Below are 17,434 nucleotides of genomic sequence, written 5' to 3'. Positions count from 1 at the left end.
GCCACGTTGTTTTTAGCCTAAAGTCAGCAAAAATGTATGCCTGACGGTAAAATAACGGCCCGGCTCCCTCTGTGGCCGGGCCAGGCACAAGAGGCTATACCATCGATCCCGTACTCACTTCCATCCTTCTGGCGACCACGCTTGCCGGCGTCGTCAGCATATCGGCCGCTGCCGTATTCTCGTTTACGCTGCTGTCGAAGGTAGTCGAGCGCATGGTCAGCCTGTCGGTGGGCCTGATGCTGGCCACCTCGCTGTTGCACGCGCTGCCGGAAGCGTTCGACTCCACCGCCAGCCCGCGCAGCCTGTTCGCCACGCTGCTGGGCGGCCTGCTGGCCTTTTTTGTGCTGGAAAAGCTGGCCATCCTGCGCCACTCGCACCACCACGAGCACGACGGTCACCACCACCATCACGGCCACGACAAGTCCGAAGCGGGCAAGGCCGGCTGGATGATCCTGGTCGGTGACGGCATGCACAACTTTACTGACGGCATCCTGATCGCTGCCGCCTTTCTGGCCGACCCGCAACTGGGCCTGGTGACCGGCCTGGCCATCATCGCCCACGAAATCCCGCAGGAAATCGGCGACTTCATCGTGTTGCTCAACGCCGGCTTTTCGCGCACGCGCGCCTATGTCTACAATCTGCTGTGCAGCCTGCTCTCGGTGGCCGGCGGCCTGCTCGGCTACTATTTCCTCGACCGCGCCAGCAGCCTGATCCCGTACGTGCTGGTGTTCGCCTCGTCGGGCTTCATCTACATCGCCGTCAGCGACCTGATGCCGCAGATGCAGCGCCGCGCCACGCTGCGCGAATCGGTGCCGCAAGTGCTGTTGATCGCCACCGGCGTGGCGATCGTGGTGTTCTTCACGGGCCACCGCTCGCTGTAGAGCCCTGCTTGCTTGCGGTTTCGGGCGGGGAGGGTAAGATGACGGGATGGATACGCCACACGCAAAACAGGCAGCTGCATTAGCCGCCCTTTCGGACCAAGATCGCGCACGCCTGCAGCGGCTTGCCGCACTGCAGGGCACCGATGCTCTGCAGTTGTGGCCGGATGTCTGGCGCTACGGTTTCGATGACGTGGAAGAGGGCATCCGCGCAGATATCGAGGCAGATGGCTATTTTATGCATCATCGGGGCCTCGATAACGCCGAAGTGATGTCGAAGGCCAGTGCCCTGGTTGCAGACCATGGCAAGCGACAATGCCAGGTCGAGTAGTTTACCGGTTCGGTGGATGCCCAGCGCGGCGCACGCCTATTCCGAGTCCCTCGACTACATCGCGGCGCAAGATGCACATGCCGCCGCGCGTATTATCGAGAGAGTAAAAGCCGCGCTCGCGGTCATAGCGGCTCAACCTGCCATTGGAACCTCGTTGGGCGCACATGGACGCAGACGATTTGCGATTCCAAGAACCGGTCATCTGATCGAATACCGCGTCATGCACCATGAGATCAAAATTATCCGCTGGGCGCGCCAGCGCAGACGGTCTTAGTTACCCGCTGGCGTGTCTCCCGTCGCCACCGGCCTCGCCGCATCGGCACACCACTCGCTCCACGACCCCGGGTACAGCGCTGCACCGGTCAGCCCGGCCACCTCCAGCGCCAGCAGGTTGTGGCAGGCCGTCACGCCGGAGCCGCACTGCATGATCGCCTGCGGTGCGCTGGCAAACAGCGGCGTCCATTCCGCCTTCAGTTGGGCCGCCTCCTTGAAGCGTCCCTCGGGCGTCAGGTTGTCCTTGAAGAAGCGGTGGCGGGCGCCGGGAATGTGGCCGCCGACCGGGTCGATGGTTTCGTTCTCGCCGCGGTAGCGGTCCGCCGCGCGCGCATCGACCACGGTGCGCGCCTGCGTGGCCAGGTTGGCCACCACGTCGTCCACCGATACCGTACTGGTCAGGCTGGGCCGCTCGGTAAGCGTGCCGCGGGCGCGCGGCGCCACCGGTGTCATGGGGATCGCCAGGGGCTGGCCGGCGGCCTGCCAGGCGGCCAGCCCGCCGTCGAGCACGGCCACGGCCCGGTGGCCTACCCAGCGCAGCAACCACCACAGGCGTGCAGCGAACATGCCGCCGTGGGCGTCGTAGGCCACCACCTGCGTATCGTCGCTGATGCCCCAGGCGCGCAGGGTTTCGATCAGGGCCGCGCGTGCGGGCAGCGGATGGCGGCCACGGAACACGCCATCGGGCCCGGCCTTGGCGCCGGACAGGTCGGTATCGATGTTGGCGAACTGGGCGTTCTGGATGTGGCCGGCGGCAAACGCATCGCGGCCCGCATCCGGGTTCAGCAGGTCGTGGCGGCAGTCGAGGCTGACCCAGCCGCTGTCGCTGACATGGCCGGCCAGGTCGGCGGCGCTGATCAAAGTGGTGTACATGGCGAACTCCATTCACTAGACGGAACTTGAAAGACACCCCGAAAAACCGTAGCGAGCGGTCTGTTCAGTATTTTTTCGAGGTTCCTTATACTTCGCTGGAAATCGGGTCGGCCTTGTCGATGGCCTTGCCGCGTTCTGTATTGCGGGTATTGTAGAACGTTGCGGCCATGCCCGAGGCGAGAATGATGGCAATGCCGGCCCAGCTCATCGCGCTGAACACGTCGCCGAACACCAGCACGCCCCAGATGCTGGAAAACACGATGCCGGTGTACTGCAGGTTGGCCACCACCAGCGTCTGGCCCAGGCGGTAGGCGCGCGTCATGGCCACTTGCGCGCTGGTGGCGCACACGCCGATACCGAGCAGCAGCAGGGCGCCGTGCCAGCTGTCGATCGGGTGCCAGGTCACCGGTTTGCCGCCGGCCAGCACGATGTTGCCGAGCAGGCCGGCAACGATATTGGTGACCGCGAAATAGAACACCACGCGGCTCTCCGGCTCGCCCGCCAGGCCGAGCTTGCGCACCTGCATATAGGCCATCGCTGTGAGCACGCTCGAGCACAGCGCCACCAGGGCGGGCGTCAGCTGGTTGGCGTGGAAGGCCGGCTGCAGCAGCAGGATCACGCCGACAAAGCTCATCATCACGGCCAGCATCAGCGGCCACTGGATGTCGCCCTTCGCGTGCCACCAGCCGAGCGCGAACAGCCACACGGCGATCCAGATCGGCGACAGGTAATTGAGGGTCATGGCCGTGGCCAGCGGCAGTTCGCCGATCGAGTAGTACCACAGCCACAGCGAGACCACGCCGATCACGCAGCGCCACAGGTGCGCCAGCGGCATCGTGGTGCGGAAACTGCCGCCCTGCGACTTGATGATGGCAGCGAGCACGATCACGCCGACCACGCCGCGGTACATGACGATTTCGGAGGTGGAAAACGCTTCGGACGCCAGCTTCACGCACACCCCCATGACGGCGAACATGAAACTGGCAAACAACATCCAAAGCGATTGCATCCGGGTCCTTTTAGGAAGGGCTGTTACAGCGCGATCTTGGAGCGGTACCATTCGTGGAAGTGCTGCATGCCATCTTCCATCGGCGACTGGTACGGGCCGGCATCGGTTTCGCCACGGTCGCGCAGGGCCTTGCGGCCAGCGTCCATGCGCAGCGCGATCTCGTCGTCTTCGGACACGGTTTCCATGTAGGCGGCGTGCTCGGCCTCGACGAAGTCGCGCTCGAACAGCACGATTTCTTCGGGGTAGTAGAACTCGACCACGTTGCGCGTGCGCTGCGGACCATCCGGCCACAGCGTGGACACCACCAGCACGTGCGGATACCACTCGACCATGATGTTCGGATACAGCGTGAGCCAGATCGCGCCATACGGCGGCGCCTCGCCGCCACGGAACTTGAGCACCTGCTCCTGCCAGCGTTTATAGACTTCGGAACCGGACTTGAGCAGCCCCTTGTTGACGCCCACGGTCTGCACGCTGTAATCGTCGCCGAATTCCCAGCGCAGGTCGTCGCAGCTGACAAAGCCGCCCAGACCGGGGTGGAACGGCTCGACGTGGTAGTCCTCCAGGTAGACTTCGATGAACGTCTTCCAGTTGTAATCGCAGGTCTGCACTTCCACGCGGTCGAACATATAGCCGGAAAAATCGAGATCCTTCGTCACCGACAGGTTCTTGAGCTTGTCCATGACGTTGTAGCCGTTCTGCTCGAACTGCAGGCCGTTCCAGCTTTGCAGGGTGGTCTTGGGCAGGTTCAGGCACGGCGTTTCCGCGAAATGCGGCGCGCCGATCAATTCACCCTTGAGGTCGTAGGTCCAGCGGTGCAGCGGACAGACGATATTGTTGGCATTGCCGCGGCCATTGAACATCAGCGCCTGCCGGTGGCGGCAGACATTCGATAATACTTCGAGCCCGTTGGCATTGCGCACCAGCATGCGGCCTTCGTTTTCGGACTTCAGCGTGGCGAAGTCGCCCAGCTCGGGCACCATCAGCTCGTGTCCCACGTAACGGGGACCATTCTGGAACAATTGCTGCTTTTCGCGCTGCAGTAGCGCTTCGTCAAAATAGACGTCAACCGGAAGTTGCGCGTTAGAACGCGCCAGCTTGGCGTGGGTACCCAGATCGGACATCCAAACCCCCCTTAATTAAAATACAGCAAACCAAGAAGAGACAGAATCCGCAAATTCCTGAATTCAAGTGAGTTGAAAATAGTATTTCGGACGGAACCGGCAATTATACCGTGTTTCGGCGCGCAGGGGCAGAGCGTCAAACGCGCTAACTTGTAAGGAATTGCAATAAATACATGCGTTTAACGCAGGCGGCAACGATTGCGCTAAAATCCGCCACCACCCCGTATAGTTCCACCGGTGTGGGTGGTTTGTTCTAAAATAACGGGCTACACTGCCTGGCAAGCTTTTTTGCCAACAAATGCATGACCTTCTCTCAGAACCAATGTCCAAGAAATTAACTGCCGAAGCTGCAACGACCGCCGCCGCCGCCAACGTCTCGTTTGAAGAAGCGATGGCAGAGCTGGCACAACTGGTTGCGCAAATGGAAGCCGGTCAACTGCCGCTCGAAGCGTCGGTGGCCGCCTATGCGCGCGGTTCCGAGCTGGTCAAGCTGTGCGCGGCGCAGCTGGAAAAAGTGGAGTCCCAGGTCAAGGTGCTCGAAGGCGAGATGCTCAAACCATTCGAACCCGCCGCCGAGGCCGAACAATGAGCGCCGCCTTCGACGACTGGATGAAGACCGTGCAAGCCGGTTCGGAAAGCGATCTGTCGGCCTTCCTGCCAGCGGCGACCGTCACGCCGACCAAGCTGCACGCAGCGATGCGCTATGCGCTGCTCGGCGGCGGCAAGCGCGTGCGTCCTTTGCTAGTGTATGCGGCCGGCGCCCTGTTCGACGCCGACGCCGCCATCATGGCGCGCGCTGCCGCGGCGGTGGAAATGGTCCACGCCTACTCGCTGGTGCACGACGACATGCCCTGCATGGATGACGACGCCCTGCGCCGTGGCAAGCCGACGGTCCATATCGCCTACGACGAAGCGACCGCGCTGCTGGTCGGCGACGCGCTGCAAGCGCAGGCGTTCGTGGTGCTGGCCGAGGCCGACACCAGCGTGCTGCCGCCCGCGCGGCTGGCCGCCATGCTCAAGGTGCTGGCCCAGGCGTCCGGCTCGGCCGGCATGTGCGGCGGCCAGGCCATCGACCTCGACAGCGTGGGCCTGAGCCTGACGCTGGAACAGCTCGAACAGATGCACCAGCTGAAAACCGGCGCGCTGCTGCGCGCGGCCGTGGTACTGGGCGCGCTGGCTGGCAAGGACCTCAGCGCTGCCGACATGGCCGCGCTCGACCAGTACGCACGCGCGATCGGCCTGGCCTTCCAGGTCGTCGATGATGTGCTCGACGCCACCGCCGATTCGGCGACACTGGGCAAGACCGCCGGCAAGGATGCGGCCGACAACAAGCCGACCTATGTGTCGATCTTGGGGCTGGCGCCATCGCGCGCGCTGGCGGAAACATTGCGGCTCGATGCGCACGCAGCGCTCGCGCCGTTCGGAGACAAGGCTCTGCGGTTACGCGAACTCGCGGATTTGATCGTGCAGCGGAAGGCATAAATGAACTTGCTAGAAAAAATAGATTCACCGGCCGACGTACGCGCACTGCCGTACCATCAACTGACGCCACTGGCGCACGAATTGCGCGCCTACCTGCTCGATTCGGTCTCCAAGACGGGCGGCCATCTGTCGTCCAACCTGGGCACGGTCGAACTGACGGTTGCCCTGCACTACGTGTTCAACACGCCGGAAGACCGCATCGTGTGGGACGTGGGCCACCAGACCTACTCGCACAAGATCCTAACCGGCCGCCGCGACCGCATGCACACGCTGCGCCAGCTCAACGGCATCTCGGGCTTCCCCAAGCGCGACGAGAGCGAGTACGACACCTTCGGCACCGCCCACTCGTCCACGTCGATCTCGGCTGCGCTGGGCATGGCGCAGGCGGCCAAGATCAAGGGCGAGCAGCGCCACGCGATCGCCGTCATCGGCGACGGCTCGATGACCGCCGGCATGGCCTTCGAGGCGCTCAACAACGCCGGCGTGCAGGACGACATCAACCTGCTGGTCATCCTCAACGATAACGACATGTCGATCTCGCCGCCGGTCGGCGCGCTCAACCGCTACCTGGCGCGCCTGATGTCGGGGCAGTTCTATGCGGCGGCCAAGAATGTCGGCAAGTCGGTGCTGCCCGGCCCCGTGCTGGAACTGGCCAAGCGCATCGAGGAGCATGCCAAGGGCATGGTGGTGCCTGCCACCATGTTCGAGGAATTCGGTTTCAACTACATCGGCCCGATCGACGGCCACGACCTCGATTCGCTGATTCCCACGCTGCAGAACATCCGCCAGCTCAAGGGACCGCAGTTCCTGCACGTGGTGACCAAGAAGGGCCAGGGCTACAAGCTGGCCGAGGCCGAGCCGATCCTGTACCACGGCACCGGCAAGTTCAACCCGGCCGAAGGCATCAAGCCAGCCACCGCGCCATCGAAGATGACCTATACCGAGGTGTTCGGCAACTGGCTGTGCGACATGGCCGCTGCCGATAGCAAGCTGGTCGGCATTACGCCGGCCATGCGCGAAGGCTCGGGCATGGTGCGCTTCGAGCAGCAATACCCGGACCGCTATTTTGACGTCGGCATCGCCGAGCAGCACGCGGTGACGTTCGGCGCCGGCCTGGCCTGCGAAGGTCTCAAGCCCGTGGTGGCGATCTACTCGACCTTCCTGCAACGCGGCTACGACCAGCTGGTGCACGACGTCGCGCTGCAAAACCTCGACGTCACGTTTGCGCTCGACCGCGCCGGCCTGGTTGGCGCCGACGGCGCCACCCACGCCGGCAACTACGACCTGGCCTACCTGCGCTGCATCCCGAACATGGTGATCATGGCCGCCTCGGACGAAAACGAATGCCGCCAGATGCTCACCACCGGCTACCACTATCCGGGACCGGCCGCCATCCGCTACCCGCGCGGCGCCGGCATCGGCGCCGCGATGGAACAGGCGCTGACCACCATTGCGCTGGGCAAGGGCGAGATCAAGCGCCAGGGCAAGAAGATCGCCGTGCTGGCATTCGGCTCGATGGTGGCGCCATCGGTCACCGCCGGCGACACGCTCGACGCCACGGTCGCCAATATGCGCTTCGTGAAACCGCTGGACGTGGAACTGGTCCGGCAACTCGCTGCCAGCCACGACTGCCTGGTCACGGTGGAAGAGGGCGCCATCATGGGCGGCGCCGGCGCCGCCGTGGCCGAAGCGCTGGCAGCCGAAGGCATCGTCAAGCCGCTGCTGATGCTGGGCCTGCCCGACAAGTTCATCGACCACGGCGATCCGGTCAAGCTGCTGGCCAGCGTGGGACTCGACGCGGCCGGCATTACGGCGTCGATCAGGGCGCGTTTCGACGGCGCTGCTGACGAGCCGCGTCTGGTGATCAATAACAGCTAGACGGTTGACATCGCCGATTGTTCGCAACCGCACACGCCCATTGGTCGAGTGAGGTGTCGAAATTCGAATCGTTGGGATCGGCGTTTTTACAAATATCGGCGATCCAGTCGGTCAGGCAGCTGCCATCTATATTGCAGCCACGCTCATCGCTTTCATGGCGTTGCAGGTGATCGTCTGGAATGAGCCGCTGGCGCCACCGGTGACGCTGCTGTGCGCATGCTCCGGCTCAGCCGTGTTCTATGGCGACAACTGGCATAAGCCACCGTTCTGCCTCGCGAGCTTCTAGATTCATATCGGATGCTTTGCGTGCCTGCAGTTAAAAATCACGCTTCCGCTATTGGCCGAACTCCATCAGATTCCACCCAGGTAGGCGGCAAGCAGACCATCTGAACTTTCAATCCCGAGCGCGTCCATGATCAGCTCCAGTTCGGTACCGAAATGTTCACGCGCTTCTGTATCCTCGTTCTCAACCAGAGCCAAAGACTGCTGAAACGCGGTAAGCACCCAAAGCTTCGTGGGGTTGGCTTGAACACCACCTATCAATCGCAGGAGTAAGTCATCGAGAATCGCGGTCAGCCGTTTTTTCTCTTCTGCCGTGTTTTCGCCAGGAAGCGAGCCGAATTTTTCAACAGCTTTAAGGATGTGTAACTTCATCACTGTCGAATCATCGACCTCGATTGGCGCATCAATAACTTCGGATAGGGGGTCGTAGCTCATGTAGTAATTTCATTTTCTTGTTGGGGACAGTCGCCAGTAGGCGTCAGGGGAGTTCATTCACCCAAGGCACGTAGCACGTTCTTTCTGTATTCTTAATCTTTTTCTTTGATCCAAATAGTTTCATTTTTCCAGCCGCCGCCTGCCGACCGGCTGAGAGCGCTCAGCAACTCGGCGAACAGCGTCGCATGGTGGGGATTTTTGGTATCGATGAGCGCACGTGCTCGCCCTCAAAAGGGGCAAGCACTTACGTCTGGCGCTCGCCACACTCGGTACAGAACTTTGTCCCGGGCTGCAGCATCGTCGAGCAGGATCGGCAGGTCATCTGCTGGGCAGTCCGGTGGCCGCACTCGGGGCAGAACTTGGCGCCGTGGGTCTCGGCCCGGCACGCGGTGCATACCAGCTGCTTGGTCTGGCTGACGTCGTGGCGCCCGCCACGCAGCTGGCCTTCGGCGTTCGCCTTGTCGGACGCAGCGGACGCTTCGCCCTGGGCGCGTGCCTGCGTGATTTTTACCTGGATGTTGGGCGCGCAGTTGAAGCACAGGCCGCTGGCGCTGTCGAAACACTGGTTGCAGACGTAGTCATGACAGTTGCCGCAGCGGTTGAAGTGCGTCTTGCCGGCGGCAACTGCCTCGGTGAACGCTTCATCGCGTGCCGTATGCCAACCTGCCTGGGCCAGGCTGTCGACCACGCTGCCGGCATTGCCGAGCAGGCCGCCGAACATGCTGGCGCCCTTTTGCAGCCAACCCGAGGCCTGGGCACTGCGGTAGGGTTTGAAATGGGTGCGCCAGCGGTCGTTACAGCGCTCGCAGCAAAACTCGAACTGGAAGCCGGCATCGACCCCTGTCGAGTTGCTCAGGTCGCGATAATTGTTGGCAAACTGCATGTCGGACATGGCTCAACGATCAAGATATCGTAAAACACCGCTGACGAATGTTTTACAGGTAAGTCGGCGACCGGATCTTGCAATACGTGATGACGCAATATGCCGCGTTCAACACCTGCTTGCGCGCGGGCCGATTCGTGCGCAAAGCCATGGCATTTTAGCACTCCAATGTGTTTAAAAATGCATGAAATGTCACCGTGGGCCGCTCACCCGCGCTTGCGCTCATGCTGCCACAGCACGTCGCTGCCCCCCGCATGGCGGTTGAGCACGCGCGACAGCACGAACAGCAGGTCCGACAGCCGGTTCACGTACTGGCGCGGGTGTTCGTGGATGGTTTCGGCTTTGCCAAGCGTGACGATGGCGCGTTCGGCGCGGCGGCAGACGGTGCGGCACACGTGCGCTTGCGCGGCGGCGCGCGCGCCGGCAGGGAGGATGAATTCGGTCAGCGCCGGCAGCGTCGCGTTGTACTTGGCCAGCAAGGTGTCGAGCCGCTCCACGTGCGCTTCGGTAATCATCTGGTAGCCGGGGATGCACAACTCGCCGCCCAGGTCGAACAGGTCGTGCTGTATCGTCACCAGTTCGTCGCGCAGGTCGGCCGGCATGTCTTCGCACAGCAGCAGGCCGATATGCGAATTGAGTTCATCGACTTCGCCGATGCTGTGGATGCGCACGCTATCCTTGTCGGTGCGGCTGCCGTCACCGAGGCCGGTGGTGCCGCCGTCGCCGGTGCGGGTGGCGATCTTCGAGAGTCGGTTGCCCATGGTTGTTTCGGTTGGTTGTCAGAGTCTCCCAAGCATACAGCAGTTGCGCTTTTCTGCCGACAATCCCTTTCGTTGTGGCGATCAGCCGGAACGGATCAGCGTTGTCACCGGTGCCATCGGTGATCTTGCCGGCAGGGCCGGCGATGTCGGCGCCGTCGCCTCGTCATGCAGGCTGACGATCGGCGCCAGCCGCGCTGCCSCCTGCCACAACGGCGCCCGCTCGCCGAACGCTGCCACCCAGTCCAGCACCTGGTCCGCCGGCATCGGCCGGGCGATGCCGTAGCCTTGCACCAGGTCGCAGCCGAGGCGCATCAACATGGCGCCGTGTTCCACCGTTTCCACGCCCTCGGCGATCACTGCGCGGCCGAACGATTTCGCCAGGCCGATCACGGCGCTCACCAGGTGCAGGTCGTCGCGGTCTTCGAGCATGTTGCGCACGAAGCTCTGGTCGATCTTCAGCACGTCGGCCGGCAACCGTTTTAAGTACGACATCGACGAATAGCCGGTGCCGAAATCGTCGATCGCAAAGCCGATGCCGAGCGCCTGGCAGTCCTGCATGATGGCGCGCACGTGGTTGATGTCCGACAGCGCCGACGATTCCAGGATTTCCAGCTCCAGCATGTGCGGCGGCACGTCGGGGAATTCGGACAGGATGGCGGTGATGCGCTCGACGAAATCGGCGCGCTGGAAGTGGCGCGCGGCGATGTTGACGCTGACGATCCAGCCCGGGTCGGTCTGGCGCCACTGCTGCAGCTGGCTCAGTGCCTCGCGCAGCACCCATTCGCCGATATCGATGATGACGTCGCTGTGCTCGACGATGGGCAAAAATTCCAGCGGCGCCACGATGCCGCGTTGCGGATGGTCCCAGCGCAGCAGCGCTTCCATGCCGATGATGCGGCCGCGCCGCATGTCGAGCTTGGGCTGGTAGAACAGGCGCAGCTCGCCGGCGCGCAGCGCGGCGCGCACCTCGGTGCGGCGGTTGTGGTGGGTGCGTACCTGTTCGTCGAGGTCGGCGTCGAAGAAGTGGTAGCGGTTGCGGCCCGTGATCTTGGCCTGGTACAGCGCCTGGTCGGCGTGGCGCAGCAGGCTGTCGGCGCTGGCCTCGTTGCCGGTATAGACCGCGATGCCGACGCTGGCCGACATGGCCACCGGCTTGCCGTCGCAGGTGTAATCGCGCGATAGCGCTATCAACAGCCGGTCCAGCGCTTGTTCCACGTCGCCGCGTCCGCGCAGCTCGGGCAGCAGCAGCACGAATTCGTCGCCGCCCAGGCGCGCGGCGTAGTGGCGCTGGCCGGCAAACGCGTGCAGGCGGTTGGCGGCCTGCTTGAGGATTTCGTCACCCGTGTGCTGACCCAGCGTATCGTTGACGTGCTGAAAGTGATCGAGGTCGAACAGGCACACGGCCAGCAGGTAGTTGTGTTCGCGCGCGCGCGTCACTTCGTTCTCGAAGCGGGCCGCCAGTGCGGCGCGGTTGGGCAGCCCGGTCAGGATGTCGTGGTTGCTCTGCCAGGAGATCTGCTGCATCAGCTGGCGCCGTTCCGTCACGTCGCGAAACACCAGTACCGAACCTTCGACCTTGCCGTCGGCGGTGCGGATGGCGTTGGCCGTGTATTCGACCGTCAGCGCCGGGCCCGAGCGGTGGCGCAGGCTCTGGTTGCCCACCTTGACCACTTCGCCGCCGGCGTAGATCGCCGCCATCGACTTGAGCAGCGCATGCTGGCCGAAGTTGTTCGCCAGCGCGAACACCTGGTGCAGCTCCTTGCCGCGTGCGCGCGATTCGGGCCAGCCGGTGAGCTGCTGCGCCACTTCGTTGATGGTCTCGATGCGGCCGGTCAGGTCGGTGGTGATGACGGCGTCGCCGATCGACGCCAGCGTCACCTCGATGCGCTCCTTCTGCGCCTGCAGCTGCTGCTGCGCGCGCAAGGTGTGTTGCAGCTGCTGGCTCAGGCTTTTTTCGCTGTGCTGCAGCTGGCCCACCAGCGCCTGCACCCGCTGCGCCATATTATTGAATGTCTCGGCCAGCACCCGCGCCTCCAGCGTGCCGCTGACCTGCATGCGGGTGGCGTAATCGCCGCCATAAAAGCGGTGGGTGGCCGTGTTCAGGCGCCTGAGCATGCGCTTGTTGGTGTAGAGGATGGTGCCCAGCAGCGTGTAGATGATGACGATATTGGTGATCGAGATGACCGCCTGCTGGCGCAGCGTGTGCCACACGCGGGCCAGCGGCAGCACCGGCTCGAACGCCAGCTGCAGGGTGGCGCCATCGCGCCGCACGGTGCGCTGGATCGGCTGCAGCGCGCGCAGCTCCTCGAACCACAGCGGGTAGGGCGGTGCGGGCGCGGGCGTGCGGGTTACGCCCAGGTGGCCGCCCCGGTAATCGAGCTGGAGGGCCACCAGGTCGGCGTCGAGCAGCAGCGCGTCGCGCAGGGTGCGGTCGAGGGTGGCGCGGTCTGCCGTCTGCACCGTGGGCAGGAGGGTGTGCTGCAGGTACGTCGTCAGCTGGCTGGCGCTGTGCTGGTAATGCGTGTTGGCAGTGACGGTTTCCGACTCGAACATCGTCGTATACCGCGCCACCAGCACCACCGTAATCAGGACGAAGATGGGCATGAACAGGCGCGCATACACGCCCATTCGCAACCAGGGCGCCAGGAACTTTCCGAACAAAGACATAGTTAACGATTCGTGTTGGCAGTGACCGAAGATCATTATTACTGAAAAGTTAACCTAAAGCACGATTTTAACAAACCGTTTTCACGATTTTACTTTCCACACTACACAAATCGTGGCTTCCTGGCGCTAAAAATTATTCCAGTAACAATTTTTCAATGTCGGCTACGATGCTTTCCGGCTTGGTGGTCGGGGCGTAGCGGGCAAACACGGTGCCGTCCTTGCGCACCAAAAACTTGGTGAAATTCCACTTGATGCGCTCGGTGCCGAGCACGCCCGGCGCGTCGTGCTTCAATTTGGCAAACAGCGGGTGGGCCTGGGCGCCGTTGACATCGATCTTGGCGAACAGCGGGAACGTGACGCCATAGTTTTTTTCGCAGAAGGCGCCGATCTCGCTGGCGCTGCCCGGCTCCTGGGCGCCGAACTGGTTGCACGGGAAGCCCAGCACCACCACGCCACGGTCGCGGAACTGCTGGTACACGGCTTCCAGGCCCTGGTATTGCGGCGTGAAGCCGCACTGGCTGGCGGTATTGACGATCAACAGGACCTGGCCCTGGTACTGGCGCAGATCGACCGGTGCGCCGGTCAGGTCGTTGGCGGTGAAATCGTAGATGGTGGGCATGGCTTGCTCGTCAAAGTGCTCGGTGGTTGCTCGTCAAGTGATCGCAGGTGCGGATGGCGTCACGTTCACAGTATGCCCAGTTCCCTGGCGCCGGCAGGCGGCGCCTGGTCGGGCGCGGTTTTGCTTTCCAGCTTGATGGCCAGGCGCAGGTCGTTGACCGAATCGGCGTTGCGCAGCGCGTCTTCGTAGGTGATCTGGCCCGCTTCGTACAGGTCGAACAGCGACTGGTCGAAGGTCTGCATGCCCAGTTCGCGCGACTTCTTCATCAGCTCCTTGATGTCGTGCACCTGGCCCTTGAAGATCAGGTCTGAGATCAGCGGCGTGTTGAGCAGGATTTCGATCGCCACCGCGCGCCCTGGCCCATCCTTGCGCGGCACCAGCCGCTGCGACACCAGTCCCTTCAGGTTGAGCGAGAGGTCCATCAGCAGCTGCTGGCGGCGCTCCTCGGGGAAGAAGTTGATGATGCGGTCGAGCGCCTGGTTGGCGCTGTTGGCGTGCAGCGTGGCCAGGCACAGGTGGCCGGTTTCGGCAAACGCGATCGCGTGGTCCATGGTGTCGCGGTCGCGGATCTCGCCGATCTGGATCACGTCCGGGGCCTGGCGCAGCGTGTTCTTGAGCGCCGTCTCCCAGTCGTCGGTATCGACACCGACTTCGCGCTGGGTGACGATGCAGTGCTTGTGCGGATGGACGAATTCCACCGGATCTTCGATGGTGATGATATGGCCGTAGCTGTTCTCGTTGCGGTAGCCGACCATGGCGGCCAGCGTGGTCGATTTGCCCGAGCCGGTGGCGCCGACCATGATCACCAGGCCGCGCTTGGCCATCACGATGTCCTTGAGCACGGGCGGCAGGCCCAGGTTGTCGAGCACGGGAATCGCGCTGGTGATCGTGCGCAGCACCATGCCGACACACCCCATCTGGACGAACGCCGACACCCGGAAGCGCCCCAGGTCGGCGGGACTGATGGCGAAGTTGGCTTCCTTGGTCTGCTCGAAGCCGGCGGCCTGCTTGTCGTTCATGATCGAGCGCGCCAGGTCCAGCGTGTGCGCGGGCGTGAGCGCCTGCTGCGATACCGGCGTCATCTTGCCGTCGATTTTCATCGCCGGCGGGAAGCCCGCGGTGATGAACAGGTCCGAGCCTTTTTTCGCCAGCATGTGGCGCAGCAGGTCGAACATGAATTTGGAGGCGTCGTCGCGTTCCATGGTCAACCCCTAGCCCGGGAAATTCTCGGGCGTCTTGGCCGCGCTGCGCGCCGTGGCCGACCCGATCACATTGCGCCGTACCAGGTCGCTCAGGTTCTGGTCCAGCGTCTGCATGCCGAAGTTGCTGCCGGTCTGGATCGCCGAGTACATCTGCGCGATCTTCGCTTCGCGGATCAGGTTGCGGATGGCCGGCGTGCCCACCATGATCTCGTGCGCCGCCACCCGGCCGCTGCCGTCCTTGGCCTTGAGCAGCGTCTGCGAAATCACTGCCTGCAGCGATTCGGACAACATGGCACGCACCATTTCCTTTTCCTCGGCGGGGAACACGTCGACGATGCGGTCGATGGTCTTGGCGGCCGACGACGTGTGCAGCGTACCGAACACCAGGTGGCCCGTCTCGGCCGCCGACAGGGCCAGGCGGATGGTTTCGAGGTCGCGCAGCTCGCCGACCAGGATGCAGTCGGGGTCTTCGCGCAGCGCCGAGCGCAGCGCGTTGGAAAACGAATGCGTGTGCGGTCCCACCTCGCGCTGGTTGATCAGGCACTTCTTCGATTCGTGCACGAACTCGATCGGGTCCTCGATGGTGAGGATGTGGCCATGCTCATTCTCGTTGAGGTGATTGACCATGGCTGCCAGCGTGGTCGACTTGCCCGAGCCGGTAGGGCCGGTCACCAGCACCAGGCCGCGCGGCTTGAGCGCGAAATCGGCAAAGATCTTGGGCGCGTTGAGTTCCTCGAGCGTGAGGATTTTCGACGGGATGGTGCGAAACACCGCCGAGGCGCCGCGCTCCTGGTTGAATGCGTTGACGCGAAAGCGCGACAGGCCGGGAATCTCGAACGAAAAGTCGATCTCCATCCGCTCTTCGTACACCTTGCGCTGGCCGTCGTTCATGATGTCATAGATCATGCGGTGCACTTCCTTGTGCTCGAGCGCATCGACGTTCAGGCGCCGCACGTCGCCGTGCACGCGCAGCATCGGCGGCAGCCCGGCGGACAGGTGCAGGTCCGAGGCCTTGTTCTTGACGGAGAAAGCGAGAAGTTCGGAAATGTCCATTTATAATCCCTGTGCCTGAAGTGTAACTACCCTCGATGATTATGTCCTCTATCCCCAAGAACTTGCAAGCTGTCACCGCGTCCATCGTTGCCGCCGCCGCCGAAGCAGGACGTGCGGCGGACACCGTGCGGCTGCTGGCCGTGTCCAAGACTTTCGGGCCGCAAGCCGTGCAGCAGGCGGTGGCTGCCGGCCAGCGCGCCTTCGGCGAAAACTATCTGCAGGAAGGCGTGGACAAGATCGGCGCGCTCAAAGCACTGGGCGCGCCCGCGCTCGAGTGGCACTTCATCGGCCCGATCCAGAGCAACAAGACGCGGCCCATCGCCGAGCATTTCGACTGGGTGCACACGGTGGAGCGCATAAAAATCGCCCAGCGCCTGTCCGAGCAGCGCCCCGCCGGGCTGGCGCCGCTGCAGATCTGCCTGCAGGTAAACATCAGCGGGGAGGCCAGCAAAAGCGGCGTGGCCCCGCACGAACTGGCAGCGCTGGCGCACGACGTCGCAGCGCTGCCCAACCTTGCCTTGCGCGGCCTGATGGCGATTCCCGAACCGGCCGACCAGTTCGACCAGCAACGCGCCGCGTTCGCCCGGCTGCGCGCACTGTACGACCAGCTGCGCGCCGACGGCCTGGCGCTCGATACGCTGTCGATGGGCATGTCGTCCGACCTGCGCGCGGCCATCGTCGAAGGCGCCACCATCGTGCGCGTCGGCTCGGCCATTTTCGGCGCCAGAACCTATGAGCGCTGACCGACCTGCTGCGCATCGCGCTGCGGTCTGTCAGGCTCTTCATGTTAGAGAAAGCTTGAGATGAAAATCACCTTTATCGGCGGCGGCAATATGGCTTCCGCGCTGATCGCCGGCCTGGCCGGCAAATTGACGGCCGGCGCCGACATCCACGTGGTGGATCCGAACGCCGAGGCGCTCGAACGCCTGCGCACCCAGTATGGCGTGAGCACGGCGACCGGGGCCGACCAGGCGGTCGGCAGGGCCGACGTCATCGTGCTGGCGGTCAAGCCGCAAAGCATGCGCGACGTGGCGGCGCAGCTGCTGCCGCTGCTGCCACTGAACGATCGCGCGCGCCAGCCGCTGGTCGTCTCGATTGCCGCCGGCATCCGCAGCGCCGATCTGTCGCGCTGGCTGGGCGGCTATGGCGCCATCGTGCGCTGCATGCCCAACACGCCGGCCCTGATCGGCATGGGCATCACCGGCATGGCTGCCACCGGCGGCGTCTCGGCCGCACAGCGGCAGGCGGCCGACGACATCCTGCGCGCGGTCGGCCCCACTGTGTGGCTCGATGACGAAGCGCAGATCGATGCCGTGACGGCGATCTCGGGCAGCGGCCCGGCCTATGTGTTTTACTTCATCGAAGCGCTGCAGCAGGCCGCGACCGAACTGGGCCTGAGTCCGGCGCAGGGCACGCAACTGGCGCTGGCCACGTTTGCCGGCGCAGCCCAGCTGGCCACGCAATCGCACGAACCGGTCACGCTGCTGCGCGAGCGCGTGACGTCCAAGGGCGGCACCACGTTCGCCGCGCTCAGCAGCATGGAGGGCAGCGGCGTGAAGGCGGCGATCGTCAAGGCAGCCAGGGCGGCAGCCGATCGCGGCAGGGAACTGGGCGACGAACTGGGCGCCGCCGGGTGAGGGGGGACGTTGCGCGGTGAATTGGGCGCAATGAATTGCGCCCGATG

The 17,434-nt window shown here is 63.7% G+C and carries 18 protein-coding genes; 8 read left to right on the top strand and 10 right to left on the bottom strand.

Going from position 1 to position 17,434, the window contains the following annotated elements:
- Window positions 1–71 precede the first annotated feature (71 nt).
- The 3 genes from ASF61_RS16290 to ASF61_RS24655 are packed head-to-tail and all read left to right on the top strand — an operon-like array spanning window position 72 to window position 1,483.
- Window positions 72–881, top strand: a complete 810-nt coding sequence (locus ASF61_RS16290) for a ZIP family metal transporter (protein WP_056157801.1) — start codon at window positions 72–74, stop codon at window positions 879–881.
- A 46-nt stretch (window positions 882–927) separates the two neighbouring features.
- Entirely contained in the window at window positions 928–1,209 is a 282-nt protein-coding gene (locus ASF61_RS22935; protein ID WP_082491747.1) for a hypothetical protein, read from the top strand.
- Window positions 1,181–1,483 (top strand): type II toxin-antitoxin system RelE/ParE family toxin, encoded by a 303-nt coding sequence (locus tag ASF61_RS24655; RefSeq protein WP_082491746.1) that lies wholly within the window; start codon window positions 1,181–1,183, stop codon window positions 1,481–1,483. The genes ASF61_RS22935 and ASF61_RS24655 overlap by 29 nt, the downstream gene beginning before the upstream one ends.
- On the opposite strand, the gene ASF61_RS16280 is transcribed toward ASF61_RS24655, so the two are convergent.
- The 3 genes from ASF61_RS16280 to ASF61_RS16270 all read right to left on the bottom strand — a co-directional run bounded on the left by ASF61_RS16280 (window position 1,480) and on the right by ASF61_RS16270 (window position 4,488).
- Entirely contained in the window at window positions 1,480–2,355 is an 876-nt protein-coding gene (locus ASF61_RS16280) for a sulfurtransferase (protein WP_056157794.1), read from the bottom strand. The genes ASF61_RS24655 and ASF61_RS16280 overlap by 4 nt on opposite strands.
- A gap of 85 nt (window positions 2,356–2,440) precedes the next feature.
- Entirely contained in the window at window positions 2,441–3,364 is a 924-nt protein-coding gene (locus tag ASF61_RS16275; protein WP_056157791.1) for a DMT family transporter, read from the bottom strand.
- A gap of 23 nt (window positions 3,365–3,387) precedes the next feature.
- Window positions 3,388–4,488, bottom strand: a complete 1,101-nt coding sequence (locus ASF61_RS16270; RefSeq protein WP_056157788.1) for an aromatic ring-hydroxylating dioxygenase subunit alpha — start codon at window positions 4,486–4,488, stop codon at window positions 3,388–3,390.
- A gap of 322 nt (window positions 4,489–4,810) precedes the next feature.
- On the opposite strand from ASF61_RS16270, the gene ASF61_RS16265 reads away from it, so the two are divergent.
- The 3 genes from ASF61_RS16265 to dxs are packed head-to-tail and all read left to right on the top strand — an operon-like array spanning window position 4,811 to window position 7,848.
- Window positions 4,811–5,077: an exodeoxyribonuclease VII small subunit gene (locus ASF61_RS16265; RefSeq protein WP_056157786.1), complete on the top strand. Its 267-nt coding sequence runs from the start codon at window positions 4,811–4,813 to the stop codon at window positions 5,075–5,077.
- Window positions 5,074–5,970 carry a polyprenyl synthetase family protein gene (locus ASF61_RS16260; protein ID WP_056157783.1) on the top strand — a complete coding sequence of 299 codons (897 nt, stop codon included), beginning with the start codon at window positions 5,074–5,076 and terminating at the stop codon, window positions 5,968–5,970. The genes ASF61_RS16265 and ASF61_RS16260 overlap by 4 nt, the downstream gene beginning before the upstream one ends.
- On the top strand, window positions 5,971–7,848 hold the full coding sequence (gene dxs, locus ASF61_RS16255; RefSeq protein WP_056157780.1) for a 1-deoxy-D-xylulose-5-phosphate synthase: 1,878 nt from the start codon (window positions 5,971–5,973) through the stop codon (window positions 7,846–7,848).
- A 351-nt stretch (window positions 7,849–8,199) separates the two neighbouring features.
- Here dxs and ASF61_RS16250 read toward each other — a convergent pair whose 3' ends face one another.
- The 7 genes from ASF61_RS16250 to ASF61_RS16220 form a co-directional block, all read right to left on the bottom strand.
- Window positions 8,200–8,565 carry a DUF4844 domain-containing protein gene (locus ASF61_RS16250; protein ID WP_056157775.1) on the bottom strand — a complete coding sequence of 122 codons (366 nt, stop codon included), beginning with the start codon at window positions 8,563–8,565 and terminating at the stop codon, window positions 8,200–8,202.
- A 244-nt stretch (window positions 8,566–8,809) separates the two neighbouring features.
- Window positions 8,810–9,457, bottom strand: a complete 648-nt coding sequence (locus ASF61_RS16245) for a zinc ribbon domain-containing protein (RefSeq protein WP_056157772.1) — start codon at window positions 9,455–9,457, stop codon at window positions 8,810–8,812.
- Window positions 9,458–9,654: 197 nt separating this feature from the next.
- Complete coding sequence (locus ASF61_RS16240) at window positions 9,655–10,209, bottom strand: cob(I)yrinic acid a,c-diamide adenosyltransferase (RefSeq protein ID WP_056157769.1); 555 nt, start codon at window positions 10,207–10,209, stop codon at window positions 9,655–9,657.
- Window positions 10,210–10,290: 81 nt separating this feature from the next.
- Window positions 10,291–12,876: a bifunctional diguanylate cyclase/phosphodiesterase gene (locus ASF61_RS16235; protein WP_229205882.1), complete on the bottom strand. Its 2,586-nt coding sequence runs from the start codon at window positions 12,874–12,876 to the stop codon at window positions 10,291–10,293.
- A gap of 133 nt (window positions 12,877–13,009) precedes the next feature.
- On the bottom strand, window positions 13,010–13,495 hold the full coding sequence (locus ASF61_RS16230) for a glutathione peroxidase (protein ID WP_056157767.1): 486 nt from the start codon (window positions 13,493–13,495) through the stop codon (window positions 13,010–13,012).
- A gap of 65 nt (window positions 13,496–13,560) precedes the next feature.
- Window positions 13,561–14,697 (bottom strand): PilT/PilU family type 4a pilus ATPase, encoded by a 1,137-nt coding sequence (locus tag ASF61_RS16225; RefSeq protein ID WP_056157762.1) that lies wholly within the window; start codon window positions 14,695–14,697, stop codon window positions 13,561–13,563.
- 9 nt (window positions 14,698–14,706) lie between these two features.
- Window positions 14,707–15,750: a type IV pilus twitching motility protein PilT gene (locus tag ASF61_RS16220; RefSeq protein ID WP_056157760.1), complete on the bottom strand. Its 1,044-nt coding sequence runs from the start codon at window positions 15,748–15,750 to the stop codon at window positions 14,707–14,709.
- 41 nt (window positions 15,751–15,791) lie between these two features.
- On the opposite strand from ASF61_RS16220, the gene ASF61_RS16215 reads away from it, so the two are divergent.
- Window positions 15,792–16,493 (top strand): YggS family pyridoxal phosphate-dependent enzyme, encoded by a 702-nt coding sequence (locus ASF61_RS16215; RefSeq protein ID WP_056158263.1) that lies wholly within the window; start codon window positions 15,792–15,794, stop codon window positions 16,491–16,493.
- A 60-nt stretch (window positions 16,494–16,553) separates the two neighbouring features.
- Window positions 16,554–17,387 carry a pyrroline-5-carboxylate reductase gene (gene proC / locus ASF61_RS16210; RefSeq protein WP_056157757.1) on the top strand — a complete coding sequence of 278 codons (834 nt, stop codon included), beginning with the start codon at window positions 16,554–16,556 and terminating at the stop codon, window positions 17,385–17,387.
- Window positions 17,388–17,434: the final 47 nt, after the last annotated feature.

The organism is Duganella sp. Leaf126 (genome assembly GCF_001423125.1).
Taxonomy (GTDB): domain Bacteria; phylum Pseudomonadota; class Gammaproteobacteria; order Burkholderiales; family Burkholderiaceae_D; genus Rugamonas.
Note: the sequence above shows the minus strand (reverse complement) of the source record. Positions and strands in the feature narration are given on the sequence as shown.

Bases quoted from the DNA above. Each gene is read 5' to 3' on its own strand.
- ASF61_RS22935 (WP_082491747.1), top strand. From the start codon at position 928: ATGGATACGCCACACGCAAAACAGGCAGCTGCATTAGCCGCCCTTTCG.
- ASF61_RS24655 (WP_082491746.1), top strand. From the start codon at position 1,181: ATGGCAAGCGACAATGCCAGGTCGAGTAGTTTACCGGTTCGGTGGATG.
- ASF61_RS16280 (WP_056157794.1), bottom strand. From the start codon at position 2,355: ATGTACACCACTTTGATCAGCGCCGCCGACCTGGCCGGCCATGTCAGC.
- ASF61_RS16275 (WP_056157791.1), bottom strand. From the start codon at position 3,364: ATGCAATCGCTTTGGATGTTGTTTGCCAGTTTCATGTTCGCCGTCATG.
- ASF61_RS16270 (WP_056157788.1), bottom strand. From the start codon at position 4,488: ATGTCCGATCTGGGTACCCACGCCAAGCTGGCGCGTTCTAACGCGCAA.
- ASF61_RS16265 (WP_056157786.1), top strand. From the start codon at position 4,811: ATGTCCAAGAAATTAACTGCCGAAGCTGCAACGACCGCCGCCGCCGCC.
- ASF61_RS16260 (WP_056157783.1), top strand. From the start codon at position 5,074: ATGAGCGCCGCCTTCGACGACTGGATGAAGACCGTGCAAGCCGGTTCG.
- dxs (WP_056157780.1), top strand. From the start codon at position 5,971: ATGAACTTGCTAGAAAAAATAGATTCACCGGCCGACGTACGCGCACTG.
- ASF61_RS16250 (WP_056157775.1), bottom strand. From the start codon at position 8,565: ATGAGCTACGACCCCCTATCCGAAGTTATTGATGCGCCAATCGAGGTC.
- ASF61_RS16245 (WP_056157772.1), bottom strand. From the start codon at position 9,457: ATGTCCGACATGCAGTTTGCCAACAATTATCGCGACCTGAGCAACTCG.
- ASF61_RS16240 (WP_056157769.1), bottom strand. From the start codon at position 10,209: ATGGGCAACCGACTCTCGAAGATCGCCACCCGCACCGGCGACGGCGGC.
- ASF61_RS16230 (WP_056157767.1), bottom strand. From the start codon at position 13,495: ATGCCCACCATCTACGATTTCACCGCCAACGACCTGACCGGCGCACCG.
- ASF61_RS16225 (WP_056157762.1), bottom strand. From the start codon at position 14,697: ATGGAACGCGACGACGCCTCCAAATTCATGTTCGACCTGCTGCGCCAC.
- ASF61_RS16220 (WP_056157760.1), bottom strand. From the start codon at position 15,750: ATGGACATTTCCGAACTTCTCGCTTTCTCCGTCAAGAACAAGGCCTCG.
- ASF61_RS16215 (WP_056158263.1), top strand. From the start codon at position 15,792: ATGTCCTCTATCCCCAAGAACTTGCAAGCTGTCACCGCGTCCATCGTT.
- proC (WP_056157757.1), top strand. From the start codon at position 16,554: ATGAAAATCACCTTTATCGGCGGCGGCAATATGGCTTCCGCGCTGATC.